Origin of the sequence: Tenacibaculum lutimaris, from assembly GCF_003610735.1 — a bacterium.
Classification (GTDB): domain Bacteria; phylum Bacteroidota; class Bacteroidia; order Flavobacteriales; family Flavobacteriaceae; genus Polaribacter; species Polaribacter lutimaris.
The window spans coordinates 540,858-562,596 of the sequence record NZ_RAQM01000007.1 but is presented as its reverse complement, the minus strand read 5'-3'; the positions used below and the strand labels follow the sequence as shown (position 1 = coordinate 562,596).

18 protein-coding genes are annotated in these 21,739 nt (G+C 33.3%); 6 read left to right on the top strand and 12 right to left on the bottom strand.

Going from position 1 to position 21,739, the window contains the following annotated elements; translation table 11 throughout:
- Positions 1–10: 10 nt before the first annotated feature.
- The 7 genes from rplW to rpsL all read right to left on the bottom strand — a co-directional run bounded on the left by rplW (position 11) and on the right by rpsL (position 5,167).
- A complete protein-coding gene (gene rplW / locus C8N26_RS06220) occupies positions 11–301 on the bottom strand; it encodes a 50S ribosomal protein L23 (protein ID WP_028890727.1) in 291 nt (96 codons plus the stop codon).
- A gap of 8 nt (positions 302–309) precedes the next feature.
- Positions 310–939 carry a 50S ribosomal protein L4 gene (gene rplD, locus C8N26_RS06215; RefSeq protein WP_028890726.1) on the bottom strand — a complete coding sequence of 210 codons (630 nt, stop codon included), beginning with the start codon at positions 937–939 and terminating at the stop codon, positions 310–312.
- A complete protein-coding gene (gene rplC, locus C8N26_RS06210; protein WP_028890725.1) occupies positions 939–1,556 on the bottom strand; it encodes a 50S ribosomal protein L3 in 618 nt (205 codons plus the stop codon). The genes rplD and rplC overlap by 1 nt, the downstream gene beginning before the upstream one ends.
- A gap of 287 nt (positions 1,557–1,843) precedes the next feature.
- On the bottom strand, positions 1,844–2,149 hold the full coding sequence (rpsJ, locus tag C8N26_RS06205; RefSeq protein ID WP_024740605.1) for a 30S ribosomal protein S10: 306 nt from the start codon (positions 2,147–2,149) through the stop codon (positions 1,844–1,846).
- Positions 2,150–2,154: 5 nt separating this feature from the next.
- On the bottom strand, positions 2,155–4,272 hold the full coding sequence (gene fusA / locus C8N26_RS06200; RefSeq protein ID WP_120186508.1) for an elongation factor G: 2,118 nt from the start codon (positions 4,270–4,272) through the stop codon (positions 2,155–2,157).
- 6 nt (positions 4,273–4,278) lie between these two features.
- Positions 4,279–4,755, bottom strand: a complete 477-nt coding sequence (rpsG, locus tag C8N26_RS06195; RefSeq protein ID WP_028890723.1) for a 30S ribosomal protein S7 — start codon at positions 4,753–4,755, stop codon at positions 4,279–4,281.
- 31 nt (positions 4,756–4,786) lie between these two features.
- Positions 4,787–5,167 (bottom strand): 30S ribosomal protein S12, encoded by a 381-nt coding sequence (gene rpsL, locus C8N26_RS06190; RefSeq protein WP_028890722.1) that lies wholly within the window; start codon positions 5,165–5,167, stop codon positions 4,787–4,789.
- A 351-nt stretch (positions 5,168–5,518) separates the two neighbouring features.
- Here rpsL and C8N26_RS06185 point away from each other — a divergent pair, with 351 nt between their 5' ends.
- The 5 genes from C8N26_RS06185 to rlmB all read left to right on the top strand — a co-directional run bounded on the left by C8N26_RS06185 (position 5,519) and on the right by rlmB (position 15,885).
- On the top strand, positions 5,519–8,731 hold the full coding sequence (locus C8N26_RS06185) for a SusC/RagA family TonB-linked outer membrane protein (RefSeq protein WP_170141631.1): 3,213 nt from the start codon (positions 5,519–5,521) through the stop codon (positions 8,729–8,731).
- 4 nt (positions 8,732–8,735) lie between these two features.
- On the top strand, positions 8,736–10,169 hold the full coding sequence (locus C8N26_RS06180; protein WP_120186506.1) for a SusD/RagB family nutrient-binding outer membrane lipoprotein: 1,434 nt from the start codon (positions 8,736–8,738) through the stop codon (positions 10,167–10,169).
- Positions 10,170–10,360: 191 nt separating this feature from the next.
- Positions 10,361–13,570: a SusC/RagA family TonB-linked outer membrane protein gene (locus tag C8N26_RS06175; RefSeq protein ID WP_120186505.1), complete on the top strand. Its 3,210-nt coding sequence runs from the start codon at positions 10,361–10,363 to the stop codon at positions 13,568–13,570.
- 11 nt (positions 13,571–13,581) lie between these two features.
- Complete coding sequence (locus tag C8N26_RS06170) at positions 13,582–15,066, top strand: RagB/SusD family nutrient uptake outer membrane protein (RefSeq protein WP_120186504.1); 1,485 nt, start codon at positions 13,582–13,584, stop codon at positions 15,064–15,066.
- 81 nt (positions 15,067–15,147) lie between these two features.
- Positions 15,148–15,885: a 23S rRNA (guanosine(2251)-2'-O)-methyltransferase RlmB gene (rlmB, locus tag C8N26_RS06165; protein WP_120186503.1), complete on the top strand. Its 738-nt coding sequence runs from the start codon at positions 15,148–15,150 to the stop codon at positions 15,883–15,885.
- Positions 15,886–15,922: 37 nt separating this feature from the next.
- Here the strand turns inward: rlmB and C8N26_RS06160 are convergent, their stop codons facing one another.
- Positions 15,923–16,633, bottom strand: coding sequence for a rhomboid family intramembrane serine protease (locus C8N26_RS06160; protein WP_028890715.1), 711 nt, complete (start codon positions 16,631–16,633; stop codon positions 15,923–15,925).
- Between the two features lie 76 nt (positions 16,634–16,709).
- On the opposite strand from C8N26_RS06160, the gene C8N26_RS06155 reads away from it, so the two are divergent.
- Positions 16,710–17,981: a replication-associated recombination protein A gene (locus C8N26_RS06155; RefSeq protein WP_120186502.1), complete on the top strand. Its 1,272-nt coding sequence runs from the start codon at positions 16,710–16,712 to the stop codon at positions 17,979–17,981.
- Positions 17,982–18,154: 173 nt separating this feature from the next.
- Here C8N26_RS06155 and C8N26_RS06150 read toward each other — a convergent pair whose 3' ends face one another.
- Genes C8N26_RS06150 through radC form a run of 4 tightly spaced genes read right to left on the bottom strand, consistent with a single transcriptional unit; the run spans position 18,155 to position 21,657 of the window.
- The gene (locus C8N26_RS06150; protein ID WP_120186501.1) at positions 18,155–18,904 is read right to left on the bottom strand and encodes a hypothetical protein; all 750 of its coding nucleotides are present in this window, start codon (positions 18,902–18,904) and stop codon (positions 18,155–18,157) included.
- Positions 18,905–18,945: 41 nt separating this feature from the next.
- Positions 18,946–19,626, bottom strand: coding sequence for a YjjG family noncanonical pyrimidine nucleotidase (locus C8N26_RS06145; RefSeq protein ID WP_120186500.1), 681 nt, complete (start codon positions 19,624–19,626; stop codon positions 18,946–18,948).
- Between the two features lie 5 nt (positions 19,627–19,631).
- Positions 19,632–20,939, bottom strand: a complete 1,308-nt coding sequence (locus C8N26_RS06140; protein WP_120186499.1) for a polysaccharide deacetylase family protein — start codon at positions 20,937–20,939, stop codon at positions 19,632–19,634.
- Positions 20,940–20,970: 31 nt separating this feature from the next.
- On the bottom strand, positions 20,971–21,657 hold the full coding sequence (gene radC / locus C8N26_RS06135; RefSeq protein WP_120186498.1) for a RadC family protein: 687 nt from the start codon (positions 21,655–21,657) through the stop codon (positions 20,971–20,973).
- Positions 21,658–21,739 lie beyond the last annotated feature (82 nt).

The following is a 21,739-nucleotide window of genomic DNA, read 5'->3' as shown; positions in this document are numbered from 1 at the left end:
CTGTCTTTTCTTAAAGATTGTTATAAAAATCAATAGTTTCTCCTTCAGCTAACTGAACGATTGCTTTCTTGTATCCACTTGTTAATCCAGTAACTAAACCTTTTTTAGTGTATTTAGTTTTTCTTAATGCTGGATAGTTCATAGTTTTTACAGACTCGATCGCTACACCATAAGCAGCCTCAACAGCTCCTTTGATTTCTAACTTGTTAGCTTTTTTGTTTACAACAAATGTATAACGGTTGTTTAACTCGCTATCATTTGTAGCTTTTTCTGTAATAATAGGTTTAATTAAAATACTCATTTTCTTCCCTATTTACTTAAATTAGACTCAATTCCTTCTAAAGAGCTCTCAGCGATAACTACTTTGTTAGCATTTAAAACGCTATAAGTGTTAATTCCTGAAGCATCTACTACTTTAGAACCTTTTAAGTTACGAGATGATAAGTAAACATTTTTACTTTCTTCACCTAATACGAATAAAGACTTTTTAGCGTCTAATTCTAAAGCTTTTAATACATTGATAAACTCTTTAGTTTTTGGAGCTTCAAAATTGAAATCTTCAATAACAACTAAATTGTTTTCTTTTGCTTGAATACTTAAAGCAGACTTACGTGCTAAACGCTTTAAGTTTTTGTTTAACTTAAAAGAATAATTTCTTGGTCTTGGACCGAAAATACGTCCACCACCTCTAAAAACTGGAGATTTGATACTACCCGCACGAGCTGTACCAGTTCCTTTTTGTTTTTTTATCTTTCTTGTACTACCAGCAATCTCAGCTCTTTCTTTCGATTTGTGAGTACCTTGTCTTTGATTAGCCAAATACTGCTTTACATCTAAATAAATTGCATGATCATTTGGCTCAATTCCGAATACCTCGTTAGAAAGTTCAACTTTTCTACCAGTATCTTTTCCTGTAATATCTAATACTGCTACTTTCATTATTTCTCGATAGTTACATAAGAGTTTTTGTGACCAGGAATAGCTCCTTTTACTACGATAAGATTCTTATCAGCAACCACTTTTAACACTCTTAAATTTTGAACTTTTACTTTGTCTCCACCCATACGACCTGCCATACGCATTCCTTTGAATACTCTTGCAGGGTATGATGCTGCACCAATTGAACCAGGAGCTCTTAAACGGTTATGTTGACCGTGAGTTGCTTGTCCAACTCCGCCAAAACCATGACGTTTAACAACACCTTGAAAACCTTTACCTTTAGAAATTCCTGATACATCAACGAATTCTCCTTCAGCAAATAATTCAACAGTAATTGAGTCACCTAATTTGTACTCACCATCAAACTCTTGGAATTCAACAACTTTTTTCTTAGCAGATGTACCAGCTTTTTTAAAGTGACCATCTAAAGCTTTATTAGAGCTTTTTGCTTTTTTGTCATCGAAACCAAGTTGTAAAGCGTTATAGCCGTCAACCTCTTCGGTTCTGACTTGGGTAACAACGCAAGGACCTGCTTCGATTACAGTACAAGGAATATTTTTCCCGTTCTCATCGAATAAGCTGGTCATTCCAATTTTTCTTCCTATTAACCCAGACATATTTGTTAATTTTCAGACGAATAGATTTAATTTATCCAGCGCGTCTATTAATAAATGATTTTTTGAAACGAATGTTTCTGTTTTTCCTTTGAATTTTTCAAAAAAAAAGAGCGAAAAACGCCTTCACTCTGAATTTGTTTTTACCATTTTTCCTTCGCGAAACCCTCAGGACATGTCATTTCTGCATACATTACAGAAATATTTACACTCCGAAACCTAAATTTCGGTGTGCAAAAGTATAAAAAACTTTCGGCTTAACAAAATTAAACCGAAAGTTATTGATTTACTTATACTTTGATCTCAACTTCAACTCCACTTGGTAACTCAAGTTTCATTAAAGCATCAATAGTTTTTGAAGAAGAACTATAGATGTCTAATAATCTTTTGTAAGCAGATAATTGAAATTGCTCTCTTGATTTTTTGTTTACGTGTGGTGAACGTAATACTGTAAAAATCTTTTTATTTGTTGGTAAAGGAATTGGCCCGTTTACTACAGCACCAGTACTCTTTACTGTCTTTACGATTTTCTCAGCAGACTTGTCTACTAAATTATAATCGTAAGATTTTAACTTTATTCTAATTTTTTGACTCATCTTAATTAACCTTTAGCGTTAGCGATTACTTCTTCAGCAATGTTACTAGGAGTTTCTGCATAGTGAGAGAATTCCATAGTAGAAGTTGCTCTACCTGAAGATAATGTTCTTAATGAAGTAACATATCCAAACATTTCTGATAATGGAACGATAGCTTTTACTACTTTAGATCCAGCACGGTCGCTCATATCATTAACTTGTCCACGTCTTCTATTTAAATCTCCAACGATGTCACCCATGTTTTCTTCTGGAGTTAACACTTCTAACTTCATCATTGGCTCCATGATTACAGCTCTTGCAGCTTTTGCAGCAGCTTTGTAACCCATTTTAGCAGCTAATTCGAATGATAATTGATCAGAATCTACAGGGTGGAAAGATCCATCCTTTAAAGTAATCTTCATCGAATCCATCTCGTATCCTGCTAATGGACCATTTTTCATTGCTTCTTTAAATCCTTTTTCTACAGAAGGAACAAATTCTTTAGGAACGTTACCACCTTTAATAATAGACTCAAATTGTAATCCTGTTACACCTTCATCAGCAGGCTCCATAGTAAATACAATATCAGCAAACTTACCACGTCCACCAGATTGCTTTTTATAAACCTCTCTGTGATCTGCAGTAGCAGTTAAAGCTTCTTTGTACTCTACTTGTGGTTGTCCTTGATTTACTTCAACCTTAAACTCACGCTTTAAACGGTCTACAATAATATCTAAGTGTAACTCACCCATTCCTGAAATTACAGTTTGCCCTGAAGCTTCATCTGTTTTTACAGTAAATGTAGGATCTTCTTCAGCTAATTTTGCTAAAGCCATACCTAATTTATCAACATCAGCCTTGGTTTTAGGCTCAACAGCGATACCGATTACTGGATCTGGGAAGTCCATAGATTCTAAAACGATTGGGTGTTTTTCGTCAGATAACGTATCCCCAGTTTTAATATCTTTAAATCCTACAGCAGCTCCAATATCTCCTGCTTCAATGTATTCAATTGGGTTTTGTTTATTAGAGTGCATTTGGTAAATACGAGAAATACGCTCTTTTTTACCTGATCGATTGTTTAAAACGTAAGAACCTGCATCTAAGTGACCAGAATACGCACGGAAGAATGCTAAACGTCCTACGAAAGGATCAGTAGCAATTTTAAATGCTAAGGCAGAAAATGGTGCACTTGCATCTGGTTTACGAGAAATTTCTTCTCCTGTATCAGGATTAGTACCGATAATATTTTCTCTATCTACTGGAGAAGGTAAATAACGACATACAGCATCTAACAAGAACTGAACACCTTTATTTTTGAATGAAGAACCACAAACCATAGGAATGATAGACATATCCATTACAGCAGCTCTTAATGCAGCATGCACTTCTTCTTCTGTAATAGAATCTTCATCTTCCATGTATTTCTCTAATAAGTTTTCGTCATAAGCTGCAACCTCTTCGATTAACTTACCACGTAACTCACGAGCTTCTTCTTTTAAATCTTCTGGAATATCAACAACATCAAAAGTTGATCCGTGATTTTCGTCATGCCATACAATAGCACGGTTCTTAACTAAATCAACAATTCCTTTAAAATCTGCCTCATCACCAATGTTTAATACGATTGGCACTGCATTAGACTTTAACATGTCTTTTACTTGCTGACAAACTGCTAAAAAGTTTGCTCCTTGACGGTCCATTTTATTAACGAAACCGATACGAGGCACTTTATAGTTATCAGCTAAACGCCAGTTAGTTTCAGATTGAGGCTCTACTCCGTCTACTGCAGAGAATAAGAACACTAATCCATCTAATACACGTAATGAACGGTTTACCTCTACGGTAAAATCAACGTGACCTGGAGTATCAATAATATTAAAATGGTATCCTTTAGCATCAGCGGTAGGCTTTCCATTTTCTGTAGGGAATTGCCATGTACAAGTTGTAGCCGCAGAAGTAATTGTAATACCTCTTTCAGCCTCTTGTTCCATCCAGTCCATTGTAGAAGACCCCTCATGAGTTTCCCCTATCTTATGGTTTACCCCTGTATAGAAAAGGATACGCTCAGTTGTTGTTGTTTTACCAGCATCAATATGAGCAGCAATACCGATATTTCTTGTATATTTTAAATCTCTTGCCATTTCTTATTAAAATCTAAAGTGTGAGAATGCTTTATTCGCTTCAGCCATTTTATGAGTATCAACTCTTTTCTTAACAGCAGCACCTTCTTCTTTAGCAGCAGCTAAAATCTCAGCCGCTAAACGTTGTGCCATTGTTTTTTCATTACGCTTACGCGCATAAGAGATCATCCATTTAATCGCCATAGAAACCTTACGGTCTGGACGAATTTGCATTGGAATTTGGAATGTAGCTCCACCTACACGACGAGAACGCACTTCTACGTGAGGCATCACGTTAGATAAACCATCTTTCCACACTTCTAAAGCCGACTTTTCTTCGTCAGTTTTCTTTTCATTTACGATATCCATTGCATCGTAAAACACTTTGAACGCTACAGATTTTTTACCGTCCCACATTAAGTTATTCACAAAACGTGTAACTAATTGATCGTTAAATCTTGGATCCGGTAACAAAACTCTTTTTTTAGCTCTTCTTTTCCTCATGTCTTTACATTAAAAAAGTTACTAATTATTTTTACTTTTTGTCTTTTGGGCGTTTTGCACCATACTTAGATCTACGTTGGGTTCTACCCTCAACTCCTGCAGTATCTAATGCTCCACGTACCACGTGATATTTAACACCTGGTAAATCTTTTACCCTTCCACCTCTAACTAATACTATCGAGTGCTCTTGCAAGTTGTGTCCCTCACCTGGAATATACGCGTTGATTTCGTTACCATTTGTTAAACGAACCCTTGCCACCTTACGCATTGCTGAGTTAGGTTTCTTAGGAGTAGTGGTATACACACGCGTACAAACTCCACGTCTTTGTGGACATGCTTGTAAAGCAGCCGATTTACTCTTCTTAGTTATTTTGGCTCTTCCTTTACGAACTAATTGTTGAATAGTTGGCATACTAAATTATTACTTATTTTTAATTTGTACTTAAATTACTCTAATTTTTAGAGGCTGCAAATGTACGATAATTTTCTAATTATTCAAATATCAAGAAGTTATTTTTAACAAAACACCTCAAACCCTACCCCTTACCTTGTAATTATTTCAAGAAACACAACCAAACCATACAACCTAAACTACACATCTATTTAAAAAAAGCAACCAAGCTAACAAAAACAATAAATACTTCACATTTTTTTAACACTTAACTCCAATCAAGTGTTGTTTTTTTAGATTTAATTAACAAATACCTTGTTTTTTTAAGATTTATTTATGATTTTTGGCTCAATTAATTCAAATAATTACATAATGAAAACAAAGTTTAATGGAATTTTGACGCTACTCTTAGCGTTTATTGTGCAAATATCCTTTGCGCAGGACAAAGCTATCTCAGGTATAGTATCTGACGAATCAGGACCTTTACCTGGTGTTACCGTCTTGAAAAAAGGTACAACACAAGGTGTTGAAACGGACTTTGATGGAAAGTACTCTATCTCAGCCAGTACTGGAGACATATTAGTCTTTAGTTTTGTCGGAATGAAAACTCAAGAAAAAACAGTTGGTTCTTCAAACAAAATAAATATTGTTATGACTAGCGACAATGTTTTAGATGAAGTTGTTGTAACTGCACTTGGAGTCAAAAGACAAAAAAAGAGTCTTGGTTACGCACAACAAACCGTAAAAGCAGAAGACTTAGTAACAACAAAACAAACTGACATTTCAAATGCTTTAGCAGGTAAAGTTTCTGGTGTTCAATTTATTGGTGCTGCTTCTTCAGGGTTTAACTCCTCTAAAATTAGACTTAGAGGAAATATCAACGTTTTATACGTATTGGACGGTGTACGCCTACAAAGTCCTGATGATATCAACCCAGAAGACATGGAATCAATGTCTGTATTAAAAGGAGCTGCTGCAACTGCCCTTTACGGACCTGAAGGTGCTAATGGTGTTGTTATTCTAGTTTCTAAAAAAGCTAAACAAGGAAGAACTAGCGTAACCTATGATGGAGCTGTTGAGTTTAGTAATGCTGATTACTTAAGAGATTTTCAAACTGAATATGGAGGAGGGTATAGTCAAAATTTTGACACTTTTTCATATGACCCATCTAGAGACCCTTCTTCATGGTCAGCTTTTGATGGTCACAAAATCGTAAACTATGGTGCTGATGAATCATGGGGACCAAGATTAGACGGTACATTAGTTAGACAATGGGATAGTTGGATACCTGGCAATCCTAACTTTGGAAAATTAACACCTTGGAAATACAATGGTGGTTTAGCTAATTTTTACAAAACTGGTATTAATAGTAAACATAACATTAACTTCTCTAAGGGAGGTGAAGATTACGGAATAAAAATAAACTTCTTAAGAAATGACAGAGAATTAACAATTCCTAACGCTAACAGAACTACTAATCGTTTTTCTGTAGCTACTCATCTTGACATCACCTCTAAACTTAGAGCTTCTGCTAATGTATACTTCATTGATCAAGAAACTTTAAACAACCCCACTGAAGGATACAACACTCTTGGTTCAAACCTTGCCCAGTGGTGGCAAAATCAATTAGATGTCACTAAACTTAAAGAATATAGACAAGGAGGAAAAATTGTAAGTTGGAACATCAAAGGGCCAAGAGATCCTGAACCTAAGTATTGGGATTCTCCATATTTTGAATTATATGAAAACCTTAAAAAAGGAAAAAGAAAATCTACATACGGTAATTTTGATCTAGATTACAAAATCAGCGATAATTTAGCTGCTAACTTATCTTTAAAAAAGACCTATGAAATATCAGAATATAACGCAATAGTTGCTTTTGGAGGACTTAACACAGAAGGCTACTCTGAAGAATCTACAACTAAAGACAGAAACTTATTTACAGGTAATTTAACCTATAACACAAGACTAAAAGACAAGTTTGATATTTCTGCAATTACTGGTTTTGAAATGACAGACTACACTGAAGAATACAACTATGCCGCTACAAACAATGGCTTAACTGTTCCAGGTTTTTACAGTATTTCTACATCAAAAGAAAGACCTACACTTGTTCGTGATTTAATTAGAACCAAGGGTAGAGCCGCTTATATTACAGGATCATTCGGTTATGACGATTGGGCATTCATCGAAGGAAGCGTAAGAAAAGATTGGAGTTCTACCGCTAACCCTGAAGATAATGGAGTTTTAACGACAGGACTTTCTTTGAGTTTCGTTCTTTCTGATTTATTTGAAAAGAATGACATCTTAAGTTATGCAAAGATAAGAGGAGGTATGGCTGAAGCCCCTAAATTCCCTTCTGTATACAGATTATCGAGTATTTACCCTGCAGGAGAATCTTACGTCACTCCTTCAGGAGATGTAATTCCCGTATCATCTATTCCTAGTTCAATACCAAATCCAAGTTTAGGTGGAGGGACAAGAAGAGAATTTGAAGTAGGTGCCGAGCTACAATTCTTAAACAATAGAATAGGTCTTGATGTAACTTATTTCAATAAAATTGACGACAAACTTCCTGTTTCTGTAAACCTTGATCCTACAAGTGGTTATGGTTCTGTTTTCAAAAATGAAGGAAAACAAACATACACAGGTTTTGAAGTAGCTTTAAGAGCCACTCCTATAAGCACTGAAAACTTTAAATGGAACTCTAATCTAAACTTCGCTACATTAAACAGATTTGTAGACAAAGTGAGTAATACAGCTACTAGTTCTGACTATTCATTCTTAAGCTCTAGATGGGGAGGATTATTAATAAGAAATGAAGCTGGTAAAGACTGGGGTAGAGTTTACGGAAGAAAAATCAAAGAAATAAATGGTCAAAAAGTTTTAGATTCAAAAGGAAATTACATTACCGAAGACAACCAATACTTAGGTAACTATTTACCTGATTTCACAGGAGGCTTTTCTAATACTTTTAAATATAAAAATTTCTCTATGACCGTAGACACTGACTTTCAAGTTGGTGGTAAATACTTCTCAATCAGTGAAATGTTCGTAAATTCTTCAGGATTAGGTCTTGCAACTGTTGGAAATAATCAACAAGGTAATCCACGTAGAGATCCAGTAACAGGAAGTGACGGAAACATTCAATACAATATAGAAGGTGAATATATAGATTATGTTTCAGCTTCTAGTGCTGGTTCCAACTCAGGAGGTACTTTAGTTTCTGGGGTTGACGAAAGCGGAAATCCTGTTTCTTTCTACAAAGACACACAAAATTACTGGGGAGGTCAATTTGGTAACATTAGCGAGTTTGCTAAAGACGCAGATTACTTAGCTATTAGAAACATTAGATTTGACTATACTTTTAACAAAGAACTTGTAGAAAAATTCGGTTTAACTCAATTAAGAATTGGTGCCTACGTAAACAACGCTTTCTTATTCTTTGAATCTGTTGACGGAATTGACCCTTCTCAATTAGAGCAAGCCTACGGAAGCAATGCCCTAGGCTATGTTAACTTCATGGAGGGTGGACAGCTACCAGGAAACAGAACTTATGGATTTAATATTCAAATAAAATTTTAAAACAATGAAAAAAAACAATATATATATACTAGCTCTAACACTTTTGTTTGCTATATCTAGCTGTACAAAAGTCGATTTTGGAGATATAAACACCGATCCAGACTCACCTAATACAGCCATAGCTTCTTCTCTTTTAGCAGGAGGTCAATTAGGATTCAGAACCATACATTATGGAGCTACTAGACCTGCTCTTTATGTCCAATATGTTTCTAATGCTCAATACGAAGACGCTTCTGTATACACCACACAAAGATATGACTATGCAGGATATTATGCTCATATCACTGATTTAAACAAAGTAATAGAATTAAACAGTAATCCTGATACTCAAATAGCTGCAGCCGCTTATGGTGATAACAACAATCAAAAAGCAGTTGCTATGCTTACTAAGGCCTATTATTTTAATTTCATGACAGATAACTGGGGGATGATCCCTTATTTTGACGCTAACAAAGGTATTGAAAATCAATATAATGAATTTGATGAGCAATTAGATATTTACCAAGATCTTTTTAACCAAATAGAAAATGCATTAAGTATTATAAATACTTCTACTGAAGGCCCTTCTGGTGATATCTTATTTTATGGAGACATGAATAAGTGGAAATTATTTGGTAACACGCTTATGTTAAACATGGCATTACGTCTATCTAAAAAAGACCCTACATTAGGTAAAAAGTATTATGATAAAGCTATTCAAAATGGTGTAATTAATTCCAATAGTGATAATATCTATTTCCAGTTTACATCTATTTATGATAACTTATGGTATGATTCATTTGTAACAGACAATAGAGAAGATGAAATACTTAGTAAACCTTTTGTAGATGCTTTAATTGGAACTGGTTCTAACACCGCTCCTGAAGACCCTAGATTAGAAAAATATGGAAGCAAGTCACAAAATGCTGGTGTTTATGTGGGGGCTCCTTATGGACAAAGAAATCCAGAAGTAAAAGACTTTTCTTTTATTACTGATGACATTATTTACAACGCCACTGCCAAGGGGTATATTTTCACATATGCTCAAACATTATTAAACAAAGCAGAAGCTGCTCAATTAAATTGGACTACTGAACAAACAGCTGAAGAGTTTACTAATGACGGTATAGAAGCTTCAATGGAGCAATGGGGTGTTAATAGCTCTGATATAAACACATATATCAGTAACAGACCTGCTTTTAATGGTTTAAAGACAATTGCATATCAAAAATGGGTTGCTTTATTTATGCAAGGTTATGAGCCTTGGTTTGATTGGAGGAAACATGGTTCTAATCAAGTTCCTTTAACTAAACCTACAGCTGCAACAACTGCTGGCATACCTAATAGACAAGCTTATCCTTTAACTGCTTTAGGTACAAATAAAGAAAACTATGATAAAGCAATTGCTATTCAAGGTCCAGATAATTTAGACACAAAAGTTTGGTGGGCTGTAGACTAAGCCTACTCAAAAATCACCTATATACCCTATAAAAACCAAAAGATTATAACCTTTTGGTTTTTATAGGGTATATAATTTTTACCTTTATTTTTCTTACATCTAAAAAAAACCAAAACTCTTTTATGTTAAAAAATTGTTTATTTAAGATATATTTATGATTTTAGCGCCTAATTAATTCAAATAATTACACAATGAGAACAAAGTTTAATGGAATTCTAACGCTATTACTAGCGTTGGTTGTGCAAATATCCTTTGCACAAGACAGAACAATTTCAGGTACTGTTTCTGACGAAACAGGACCATTGCCTGGGGTTACAATCTTAAAAAAAGGTACCACTCAGGGTACTGAAACTGATTTCGATGGAAACTACTCTATCAATGCTAAAACTGGCGATGTTTTAGTTTTCAGTTTTGTTGGTATGAAGACAGCTGAAAGAACAGTAGGCGCTTCTAATCAGATTTCTGTACTTTTAGAAGGGGACAACTTACTTGATGAAGTTGTAGTAGTTGGTTATGGTACAACTACTAGACAGTCGTACACAGGTACCGCAAAAGTAGTTAAAACAGAAAACATTGCTGCTAAGAGTTTTTCTAACGTTTCACAATCGTTAGCTGGTGAGGTTGCTGGTGTAAATGTTATTAACACTTCAGGACAACCTGGTTCTACTGCTACAATTAGAATTAGAGGTTTTGGTTCTGTAAATGGAAACAGAGACCCTTTATATGTAGTAGATGGAGTTCCTTTCTCAGGAAGTATAAACTCTATTAACCCAGGTGATATTGAAAGTACTACTATTTTAAAGGATGCTACAGCAACTGCTATTTATGGTGCTAGAGGTGCCAATGGTGTAATTTTAATTACAACTAAAAAAGGTAGAGCTGGATCATCTAGCATAGATGTTAGTATTAAATCTGGTGTTAACTTTAGTGGTTTACCTAGATATGATGTAATAAAATCTCCTGAGGAATATATTGAAACTTCATGGGAAGCAATGGCAAATAGAGGTTTAGATATTAACCCTAATGCAGATGGTGCTGCTTATGCTAATACTAACCTTTTCTCTAGTAGAGGTATTAATGCTAAATACAACATGTGGAATGTAAATAGTGTTAGCGATCTTATTGATCCTGCTACTGGTAAAGTGAGAGCTGGTGTTACCAGAAAATACGACCCAGAAAACTGGGGAGATTACGGTTTTCAAACTTCGTTTAGAACTGAAACAAATTTAAACATGAGTGGAGGTAATGATGATACCAAGTATTTTTCTTCATTTGGTTATTTAAATGATAAAGGATACATCATCGGTTCTGATTATAATAGGTACACTACAAGATTGAACTTAACCCACAAACCAGCAAAATGGTTAACTGCTACAGCTAATATTGGTTATGCTTATTCTAAAAACACTACTAATGGTCAATCATCTGACTCTGGAAGTATATTTTGGTTTGTTGATAATATCCCTTCTATTTATCCTTTATATGAAAGAGATGCTAATGGAGCTTTAATTAATGACCCATACTTTGGTGGTTTTAAACATGATTATGGAGTTGGTCGTGGTTTTGGAGCTTTAACAAACTCTATTGCTGATGCAAAATATGACACAAACCAAAGTAAGCGTCACGAGTTAAATGGAAATATTTCTTTAAACTTCCAAATTGCAGATGGCTTAACTTTTGAGAACACTTATGGTGCTCAGTATTTTATGATAAAAGCTGATAATATCAACAACCCATTTTACGGTTCAGCTGAGGGACAAGGAGGTAGTATTTTTAGAAGATTTTCTGAAGTAACATCTCAAAACTTCTTAAACTTATTGCGTTATAAAAAACAACTTGGTAATGATAATTTAGAAATTCTTTTAGCTCATGAAACTAACCAGTATGAGTTTGATACCTCTACAGCAAGTAAAGAAAACTTGGTTAATATTTGGGGTGGTAACGAATCTTTAAACAACTACATCATTACTTCTTCACCTTCTACAGGTTATACCAACGAAGCTAATATTGAAAGTTACTTTGGACAAGTTAACTACAGTATTAATGATAAATACTATTTCACTGGATCTGTTCGTAGAGATGGTTCTTCAAGATTTGTTGATAACAAATGGGGTACTTTCGGTTCTTTTGGTGCTTCATGGATTTTAAGTAAAGAAAACTTCATGGCTTCTTCAAGCTTTGTAAACTTCCTTAAGTTAAAAGCTAGTTATGGACTTATAGGTGATCAAGCAGGTGTTGGTTTATATAACTACCAAAACAATTATGATATAGGTAACTTAAATAATGAAATCTCATTAAGCGTTAGACCTATTGGAAACCCTGCATTAACTTGGGAAACTTCTAAAATGTTTCAAGTAGGTACTGAATTCACTTTATTCAATAACATTATTGATGGATCTGTTGACTACTATGTTAAAAATACTGATGACTTGATTTTTGAAAGAAGAGACGCTCCTTCAACTGGAGATGCTATTTTAACAGTGAACGATGGACAACTAAGAAACTCTGGTTTAGAATTTGATTTAACTTCTCACATTATCAAAAAAGATAACTTCAAGTTAGATTTTAGTATAAATGGAGAAATAGCAAATAACGAATTAATTGCAATGCCTATAGACCCTGCAACAGGAGAACAAAAAGTTCTTGATATTGCTGGAAGTTACGGTAGAGCTGTTGGCCATAGTATTTATGATTTCTACATGAGAGAGTGGGCAGGAGTTGATCCTACAAACGGTTATCCTTTATGGACGCAATACTATCATGATGCAAATAATAATGGTAGTTTAGACGCTGGTGAGGGTATTCAAAGTTTATATGAATATCAAACTGCTAATCCTAATAACGCTGTTAGTAAAACAACTACTAGTACTTATGATGAAGCTACAGAAAAATTTATTGGAAAATCTGTAATACCTGATGTTAGAGGAGCATTTAGATTATCTGGTCAAATTCATAATTTTGACTTCAGTACTCAGTTTACATATAGCTTAGGAGGGTATGCATATGATGGTGCTTATGCTGCTTTAATGGATAACGATCAAGTTGGTAATAACAACTGGCATACTGACATAAGAAATAGATGGCAAAACCCTGGAGATATTACTGATGTTCCTAGATTAATGAGTAATAGAAACCCTCAAGTTAACTCTTTATCTAGTAGATTTATTACTTCAACTGATTATTTATCTTTAAACAATTTAAGAGTAGGTTACACTATTCCTAAAAAGTTTATTGAAAATTCAGGAGTTTCAAATGTAAACATCTGGATGTCTGGCGATAACTTGTTCTTATTAAGTGATAGAAAAGGATTCAACCCTTCTACTTCTGAGACTGGTGCTGCTAATACATACAGATACTCACCTTTAACTACCATTACTTTAGGTGTTAATGTTAAATTTTAATACAATATAAAATGAAAATAAATTTTTTAAAATCTATAGCTGCTTGCGCTTTTATAGCATTAAGTTATAGTTGTAGCGAAGACTTTTTAGAAACTTCACCTAGTCAATTTATAAAATCTGATGACGTTGCTGTTTCTGGTGCTCTTAAACCTGAGGTATTAGCTGGTACTGTGAACGGTATGTACGAAATGATGTTTTTAACAGGAACAGGTGGTGATGGTGGTCACGATGATTTCGGTCAAAAAGGTTATGATATCTTTAGTGATATGTTATGTGGAGACATGGCTTTAAGTGTTAGTACCTACGGTTGGTATGCTGGTTTTACTGATTATCAATCTACAGTAGACTATACTAATACTGATAATTACATGCCTTGGAGATACTATTACAGAATTATTCGTTCAGCTAACCTTGTTATTGATGCTTTAGGTGGAAATGAAGCTCAACCAACTGGTGATAATGCTTATAATTTTGCTCAAGCTAAGGCCATGAGAGCTTATGCTTACTTTTATTTAACTCAATTCTTTATTGAAGAATACAACCCTAATACCGCTGTATTACCTATCTATACAGAAGTTGGGCAACCTGCTCAACCTCAAAGCCCAACCAGTGAGGTTTTTGATTTAATTATTGAAGATTTAAGTCAAGCTATTACAATGTTAGATGGTTTTAACAGAAGTAATAAGAGTAAAATTAATCAAAATGTTGCTAAATCACTTTTAGCATACACTTATGCTGCTATGGATACTCCTGCCTCTAATCAAATGGCAAGAGATTTAGCTATCGAAGTTATTCAATCTGGAGAATTTCCATTGACTACAAAAGAAGAAACTACTGGTGGTTTTAATGATGTAGCTACTGGAAGTTGGATGTGGGGAGCTGACTTAACAACAGAACAAGGTTTAGACTTAATATCTTGGTGGGGGCAAATGGATGTATTTACTTATAGCTATGCTTGGGCTGGTGACGCTAAAGCTATTGACTCTAATCTTTATGCTCAAATAAATGCTAATGATGTTAGAAAGGGACAGTTTCATCCTGGCTCTGGTTATTATAACCTTTTACCTATAAATAAATTTTATCATCCAGGTAGAGAAATAGGAGGTCAAAGAGTAGTTGTTACCGATTACCTATACATGAGAATTGATGAACTTTATTTATTAGCTGCTGAAACTGCTGCTAAAATTGGTGATGATACTACTGCCCATACTTATCTTAACGCATTATTAGCTGAGAGATTTGATGATCCTGCGGATTATGCTTATGTTGCTGGTTTATCAGGTCAAGCTTTAGTTGATGAAGCTTACTTACAAACTAGAATTGAATTATGGGGAGAAGGTAAAAGTTATTTAGCAATGAAGAGAAACCAAGCTACGATAACACGTGGTACTAACCATTATGCACAAAGTGGTGTTAGTGTTGCTTATAACGACGATCGTTTAACGTGGGATATTCCTCAAGCTGAGATTCAGAACAACCCAAATATCAACAATTAATAAGAATTAAAATTTCTTAAACTTTAAACCACCTCCTTTGAGGTGGTTTTTTTATACCGTAAAATGAACTACATTTGCAGCATGGAACAAAACACAAACATTTTTGGTATTAGAGCTATTATTGAAGCTATAGAAAGTGGAGCTTCAATAAATAAAGTATACCTTCAGAAGGGCTTACGAGGAGACTTGTTTTTTCAATTAGACAAATTGTTGAAAAAAAACAAAATATCAACGAGTGTAGTTCCTACTGAAAAATTAGATCGTTTATCTAAACACAATAATCACCAAGGAGCGGTTGCCAAAATTTCTCCTATTGAATTTGAAGATTTAGATACTTTGATAGAAGAAACTTTAGAATCTAATAGCACTCCCCTGTTTCTATTATTAGATCAGGTTTCTGACGTAAGAAACTTTGGAGCTATTATTAGAACAGCAGAATGTACAGGTGTTAACGGAATTATTATCCAGAAAAGTGGTAGTGCCCCTGTAAATGCTGAAACAATAAAAACTTCAGCTGGTGCTGCTTTTAAAGTACCAATTTGTAAAGTAGATCATATAAAAGATGCTATCTTTCAATTAAAAGCTGCAGACATAAAATTAGTTGCTGCTACTGAAAAAACTGAAGATTCGGTTTTCGATATCAATTTTAATCAACCAATAGCTATTGTTATGGGGTCTGAACACAAAGGAGTAAGTACATCTGTTTTAAAGCTGGTGGATTATAAAGCCAAACTACCATTATTAGGTGAAATCGAATCATTAAATGTATCGGTTGCCTGTGGCGCTTTTTTATATGAATCCGTAAGACAACGTTTATAAAAAATTAAATCCTGCTTTATCGCAGGATTTTTTATTCTTACTCTTCATCATTTTCTTTATAAATGTACTTGTAATTAATTTCTTTTAGTTCATTTTCTTCTATAATTTCTGGTGGAATGTAATTTCCATCCTCATCAAACATCTTATCAAATTCTGTTTTAGAAAACTCAAACTTTTCTTTTACAATCCCTCTTTTTCTATATAAGAGGGCGAAAATAAATCCAGTCATTAGACCTGATAGATGCCCTTCCCAAGACATGCCTTCTTTAATTGGCAATACATACCAAACCATGCTTCCATATAAAAAAATAGTAATGAAAGAAACCGCTACAAGACGGTAGTTCTTTCTTATAATACCACTAAAAAGAACGAAACTAAAAAGTAGATACACAATCCCACTGGCTCCTATGTGATACGATTCACGAGCTATTAACCATGTTAATAATCCGGTTATCATTCCCCCATAAATCAAAACTTTCACTGAAATCTCCTTATAAAAGTAAAAAAGACATGCAGAGAGCACAAATAAAGGAACAGAATTATTAAAAAGATGATTTGTATCACTATGAATAAAAGGAGAGCAAAAAACCCCTTTTAAACCACTAAAATTTCTAGGATACACCCCAAATTTATTAAAATTCCATCCAAATTTAATTTCTAACCAATACACAAACCATATTGCAAAAACAAAAATAAGGGGAATTGTAAAAACCGTTGAAGAAAATTTTAATTGTGGCTCTGTTTTCATAAACATGAAAATAACAAAAATAAATCCAAAATAGTATTTCTGAAGTTCTGTCATAAATCTTTGCTATTTTTACAAAATGAATCAACCTTTGGCAGAAAGAATACGTCCACAAAATTTAAGCGACTATATTAGTCAGCAACATTTAGTGGGAGATAATGGCATTTTAACCAACCATATTAAACAAGGAATTATTCCTTCTCTAATATTATGGGGACCACCAGGAATTGGCAAAACCACTTTAGCAAACATTATTGCTAATGAATCTGGACGTCCGTTTTATACTTTAAGCGCTATTAGTTCTGGTGTGAAAGATGTACGCGAAGTAATAGAAAAAGCTAAAAAAAGTGGAGGATTGTTCACACAAAAAAATCCTATTCTATTTATAGACGAGATTCATCGCTTTAGTAAGTCGCAACAAGATTCTTTGTTAGGTGCTGTAGAAAAAGGTTGGGTAACTTTGGTTGGTGCTACTACAGAAAACCCAAGTTTTGAAGTTATACCTGCCCTACTCTCTCGTTGTCAAGTGTATATTCTAAATTCTTTTGATAAAAATGATTTAATAGCTCTCTTACATAGAGCAATGGAAAAGGATGAAATTATTTCTCAGAAAAAAATCAACCTAAAAGAAACTGATGCTTTACTACAAGTTTCAGGAGGAGATGCTAGAAAACTGCTTAATATATTTGAATTATTAGTAGCAGCGGACGATGAAATTGACATTACTAATAAACTGGTACTAGAGAAAATTCAAAAAAATACAGTACGATACGATAAAACTGGTGAACAACATTACGATATAATATCTGCATTTATCAAATCGATTAGAGGAAGTGATCCTAATGCTGCAGTATATTGGTTAGCTCGAATGATTGAAGGTGGTGAGGATGTAAAGTTTATTGCACGAAGAATGCTTATTGCTGCCTCTGAAGATATTGGTAATGCTAATCCAACAGCATTAATTTTAGCTAATAACACCTTTCAAGCAGTCTCAGTTATCGGATATCCAGAATCTAGAATAATTTTAAGTCAATGTGCTGTCTATTTAGCTAATTCAGCTAAAAGTAATGCTTCTTATATGGCAATTGGAGAAGCTCAAAATTTGGTTAGAACAACTGGAGATTTATCTGTTCCGTTGCATTTAAGAAATGCTCCAACAAAATTAATGAAAGATTTAGATTACGGAAAAGACTATCAGTACTCGCATAACTATGCAGGTAATTTTGTAAATCAAGAGTTTTTACCTGATGAAATTAAGAATACTAAATTTTATGAGCCTGGAAATAATGCTCGTGAAAATCAGTTTAGAGAATTGTTAAAACAACGTTGGAAGGATAAATACAACTATTAAAACCTATGAATTTAACGAAAATTAAACCTGTTTATTTGTATTTATTATCTGGAATAATACTCCCTTCTTCAATAGTCTTTAAAGAAGAAAGGAGCTATTTATATTATACTTGTTTAGTAATTGGTTTTAGCCTTTTTCTCTTAGCTATTATTAAATATCTAATAGAAAAATAATTAAAACTTCACTTGGTATTCTTCAGTTACTTTGCCATCATTTGTATAGTATTCAGCAAACCAAGAATTTCCACTTTTGTATAAGACTCCATTTTTATCTTTTATCACAAAAACATCTTTTACATTAGTTTTTAACACTTGAAAAACAACCTCTGGTTTCATGTTTACTAATTGAAATCCATTAGCTACAGGCTGTGCGAATAATTGTTCTTTAGCCTTAGCTGGCTTTTCAACAACCTCAGCTGGTGTGTTTTTAACTACTGTTGGTACGACAGTTACAACTGGTGGTACTTCTTTGTTTTTAGTTACAACATCTTCTTGTAACGGAATATATGTATATTTTAAAGCCTCAATCGATTTAAAAGCATTACGAATTGCTTCTTGATACGCTTTTTTATATTCCTTTTCTTTACTTCTTCCTTCTTTTGACGTAAATACAACTTTATTATAACAATCAGTTAGTTCAATAACACTTTTAGTGGTAAACATACTTGATTCATCTTTTACAGTTCCTGTTAAAGCTAAACATCTATTATTAGCAATTTCTGTAGGTAGCTCTTCATCATCTAAAAAAGCGGTGAATCCATATTTATTAAATAAGAATTTAGTTAATGAACTTGTTTGATATTTATCTTTTTCTTTTACAAAATCAAACTTGCTTGGTACGATTACGTATTTGTAATTATTGATGGATTTCTGTGCAAAACTTGCTGTTGAAATAAACAATGCTACTAAAAGTATTCTTTTCATTTTATGTCTTATTAGTTATGATATCTTTATTCTTGATAAACTTATAAATATTTTTTTAATTCTATTAATGAGGCCACTCTCTGTACTCCTTTATTTTTATTTTTTGCTTCTTCTGAAAAATGGATTGCCATCATTCCTGAATTTAAAGCTCCCATTATATCTGCTTCATAACTATCTCCTATCATAATCGATTCGTGAGCTTCTGCTTCTGCCTTGCTTAAAGCAAATTCAAAAACTTTTGGATTAGGCTTTTTTACTCCAACACATTCCGAAGTAATTACTTGCTTAAAATATTTATCAATCCCTGATTTTTGAAGTTTTAAATTCTGTACCTCTTCAAAACCATTGGTTATAATATGTAAATGATATTTATTTTCTAAATATTCTAAAACTTCTACAGCATCAGAAAAAAGATAATTATAACTAGGCAAATAACGAATGTAATCTTCAGAAATTACATCAATCATATTATCAGAAACCTTATAATTTAAAGCATCAAATGTTTCTTTTAATCTATGATATCTTAACGCAGCTTTTTCTATTTTATCTTCTCTATACAATCGCCAATATTTTAGATTTACAGGCATATATACTTCTAAAAAATCATCGATAGAAATTGCAATATTTTGCTCTTGGAAAATTTTTTGAAAAGTTAGTTTTGAATTTTTATCAAAATCCCAAAGTGTATGATCTAAATCAAAAAACAAGTGTTTTATTTCCATATTTTTTATCCTTCTTTAACTATTTTAAGCATTGAATTATAGAACCTACTCCAACCTCTCCATCTCAAATAGTTGCTCAAACTTTCGTTATGAAAAACCGTAATAAAAGTACCATTGACTGCTTTTACCTCATTTTTTAAATCTCTAATTTTTCCCAGTGACTGCTTGGGTGTAAACCTCATATAGTCATTAAGCGTTGCATCCATCAACGCAAATGGAAATATTTTTAACGGCGTTTGAATTTCAAAATCTAAATCATAAAAATAAAAAGGAGTGCATGTACTTGCTCTAAAACCGACATGACTAGCATATCCCATTGAATAATCTTCTTCTATTTCTAAATCGATTAATTGCTGATAAGTTTCAGGCAACGAAACTCGTAAATAATGTTGTTTCGATCGTTTAATAGGAATATTGGTAATAGCCTCTAAACGTTCTTTTTCTTTCTTTAACAAAGAAACATCGTTCATGCTGTAATATGACGGGTGCAAAGCTACCCGAGCATAATCTACCATATCTTTTATCAACAACTTGAATTTTCTTTTTGAAGCAGAAACATTGGTATCAAATGTTGTGTAATCTCCTATTAAAAAGAAAAAAATAGTTCTTACGTTATACGTTTTCTTTAATTCTATAATCTTTTCAAAAGTGTCAAACGGATCTTTTTTTAGATTGAAAAGTACCGCAAACCTATCCCAAATTGTAAAAATTTTAAATTGTGAAGCATCTTTTAAAAACCCTCCTATAGTTCTTATAAAACTTTTGTGTTTGTATGCATAGGCATTATCAACATCTATAGTTGAAATATATTGATATGTTCTTGCTTCGTTTTCAAAATCGGGAAATTTATGTTTTAAAACCTCTAAAAACTTGTATGCCCAAACATCAACTAAAGGTTTTTCTAAAAATCCGTTCTGATAAGCAATACTTTGATTTGCCGAAAAACGCCCATGTTTATCTTTAATATGTGGTAAATATTCTTCGTACCTAGTAATTAAATAAAAACTAGCAGCAAAAATATCAAATGGAATTTCTGAAGCTTCAATTGCAGAAAAAAAGCAAGGTACTCCTTCCCACTCTTGTATGTTAACTTCAACATCTTTTATACCTTGTTGAAATAACAACTCATTACTCTGAACAAAAAATTCTTTACCTAAAGGTACGTTAGTATATGAAAATTTTGGTCCGTTAAAAGCAACAAACTCTTCTACTTTACCTGTAAAATCTATTTCAACCTGTAAAATGCGTGTAAAAATTTGTTTGAAAATATAACGAACTCGAGGAGTAACTTTATGGGTGTAAATCAGTATCATACTCATTAGATATTAGTTGTAAAACCTACAACTATAAGATGCTTTCATCAGCAAAGCTAAAATACGCTTTTTCAGTAATAATTAAATGATCTAACAATTTAATATCTAAAGTCTCTCCTGCTTTCTTTATCTTCTGAGTTAGCTCTATATCTGATCTACTAGGTTCTAACTTTCCTGAAGGATGATTATGACAAACAATAATTCCGATAGAAGATAACTCGAGTCCTCTTTTATATAATAAGCGTATATCTACCAATGTAGCAGTAAATCCGCCTTTACTTAATTGATGTTTTGCTAAAACTTTGTTCGAATTGTTTAGGTACAACACCCAAAACTCTTCATGCTGTAAATCTCCTATTAATGGTAGCATAATTTTTGCAACATCTTTAGAGCTACTTATTTTTGGTGTTATTACTTTTTCTTCAAACTGTCTTCTTTTTCCAAATTCTAAAGCAGTAACTATTGATATTGCTTTAGCCTCACCTATTCCTTTAAACTTCATTAATTCTTCTACAGATAGCTTAGCCAACGAACTTAAATCATTATTTACTGACACTAAAATTCTTTTAGCCAATCCAACAGCACTTTCATCTCTATTGCCTGACCCTATTAAAATTGCTATTAACTCTGCATCCGACAAAGTTGATTTTCCTTTTAACAATAGCTTTTCTCTTGGCCTATCATCTAAAGCCCATGATTTAATTGAAATCTTTTTCATCTTTTTTCTTGGTAGATTTATAAAGATAACATTTTTTGCACAACCAAAAGAAGCACAGTATCTTTGCAGTCAGTCTTTTTTT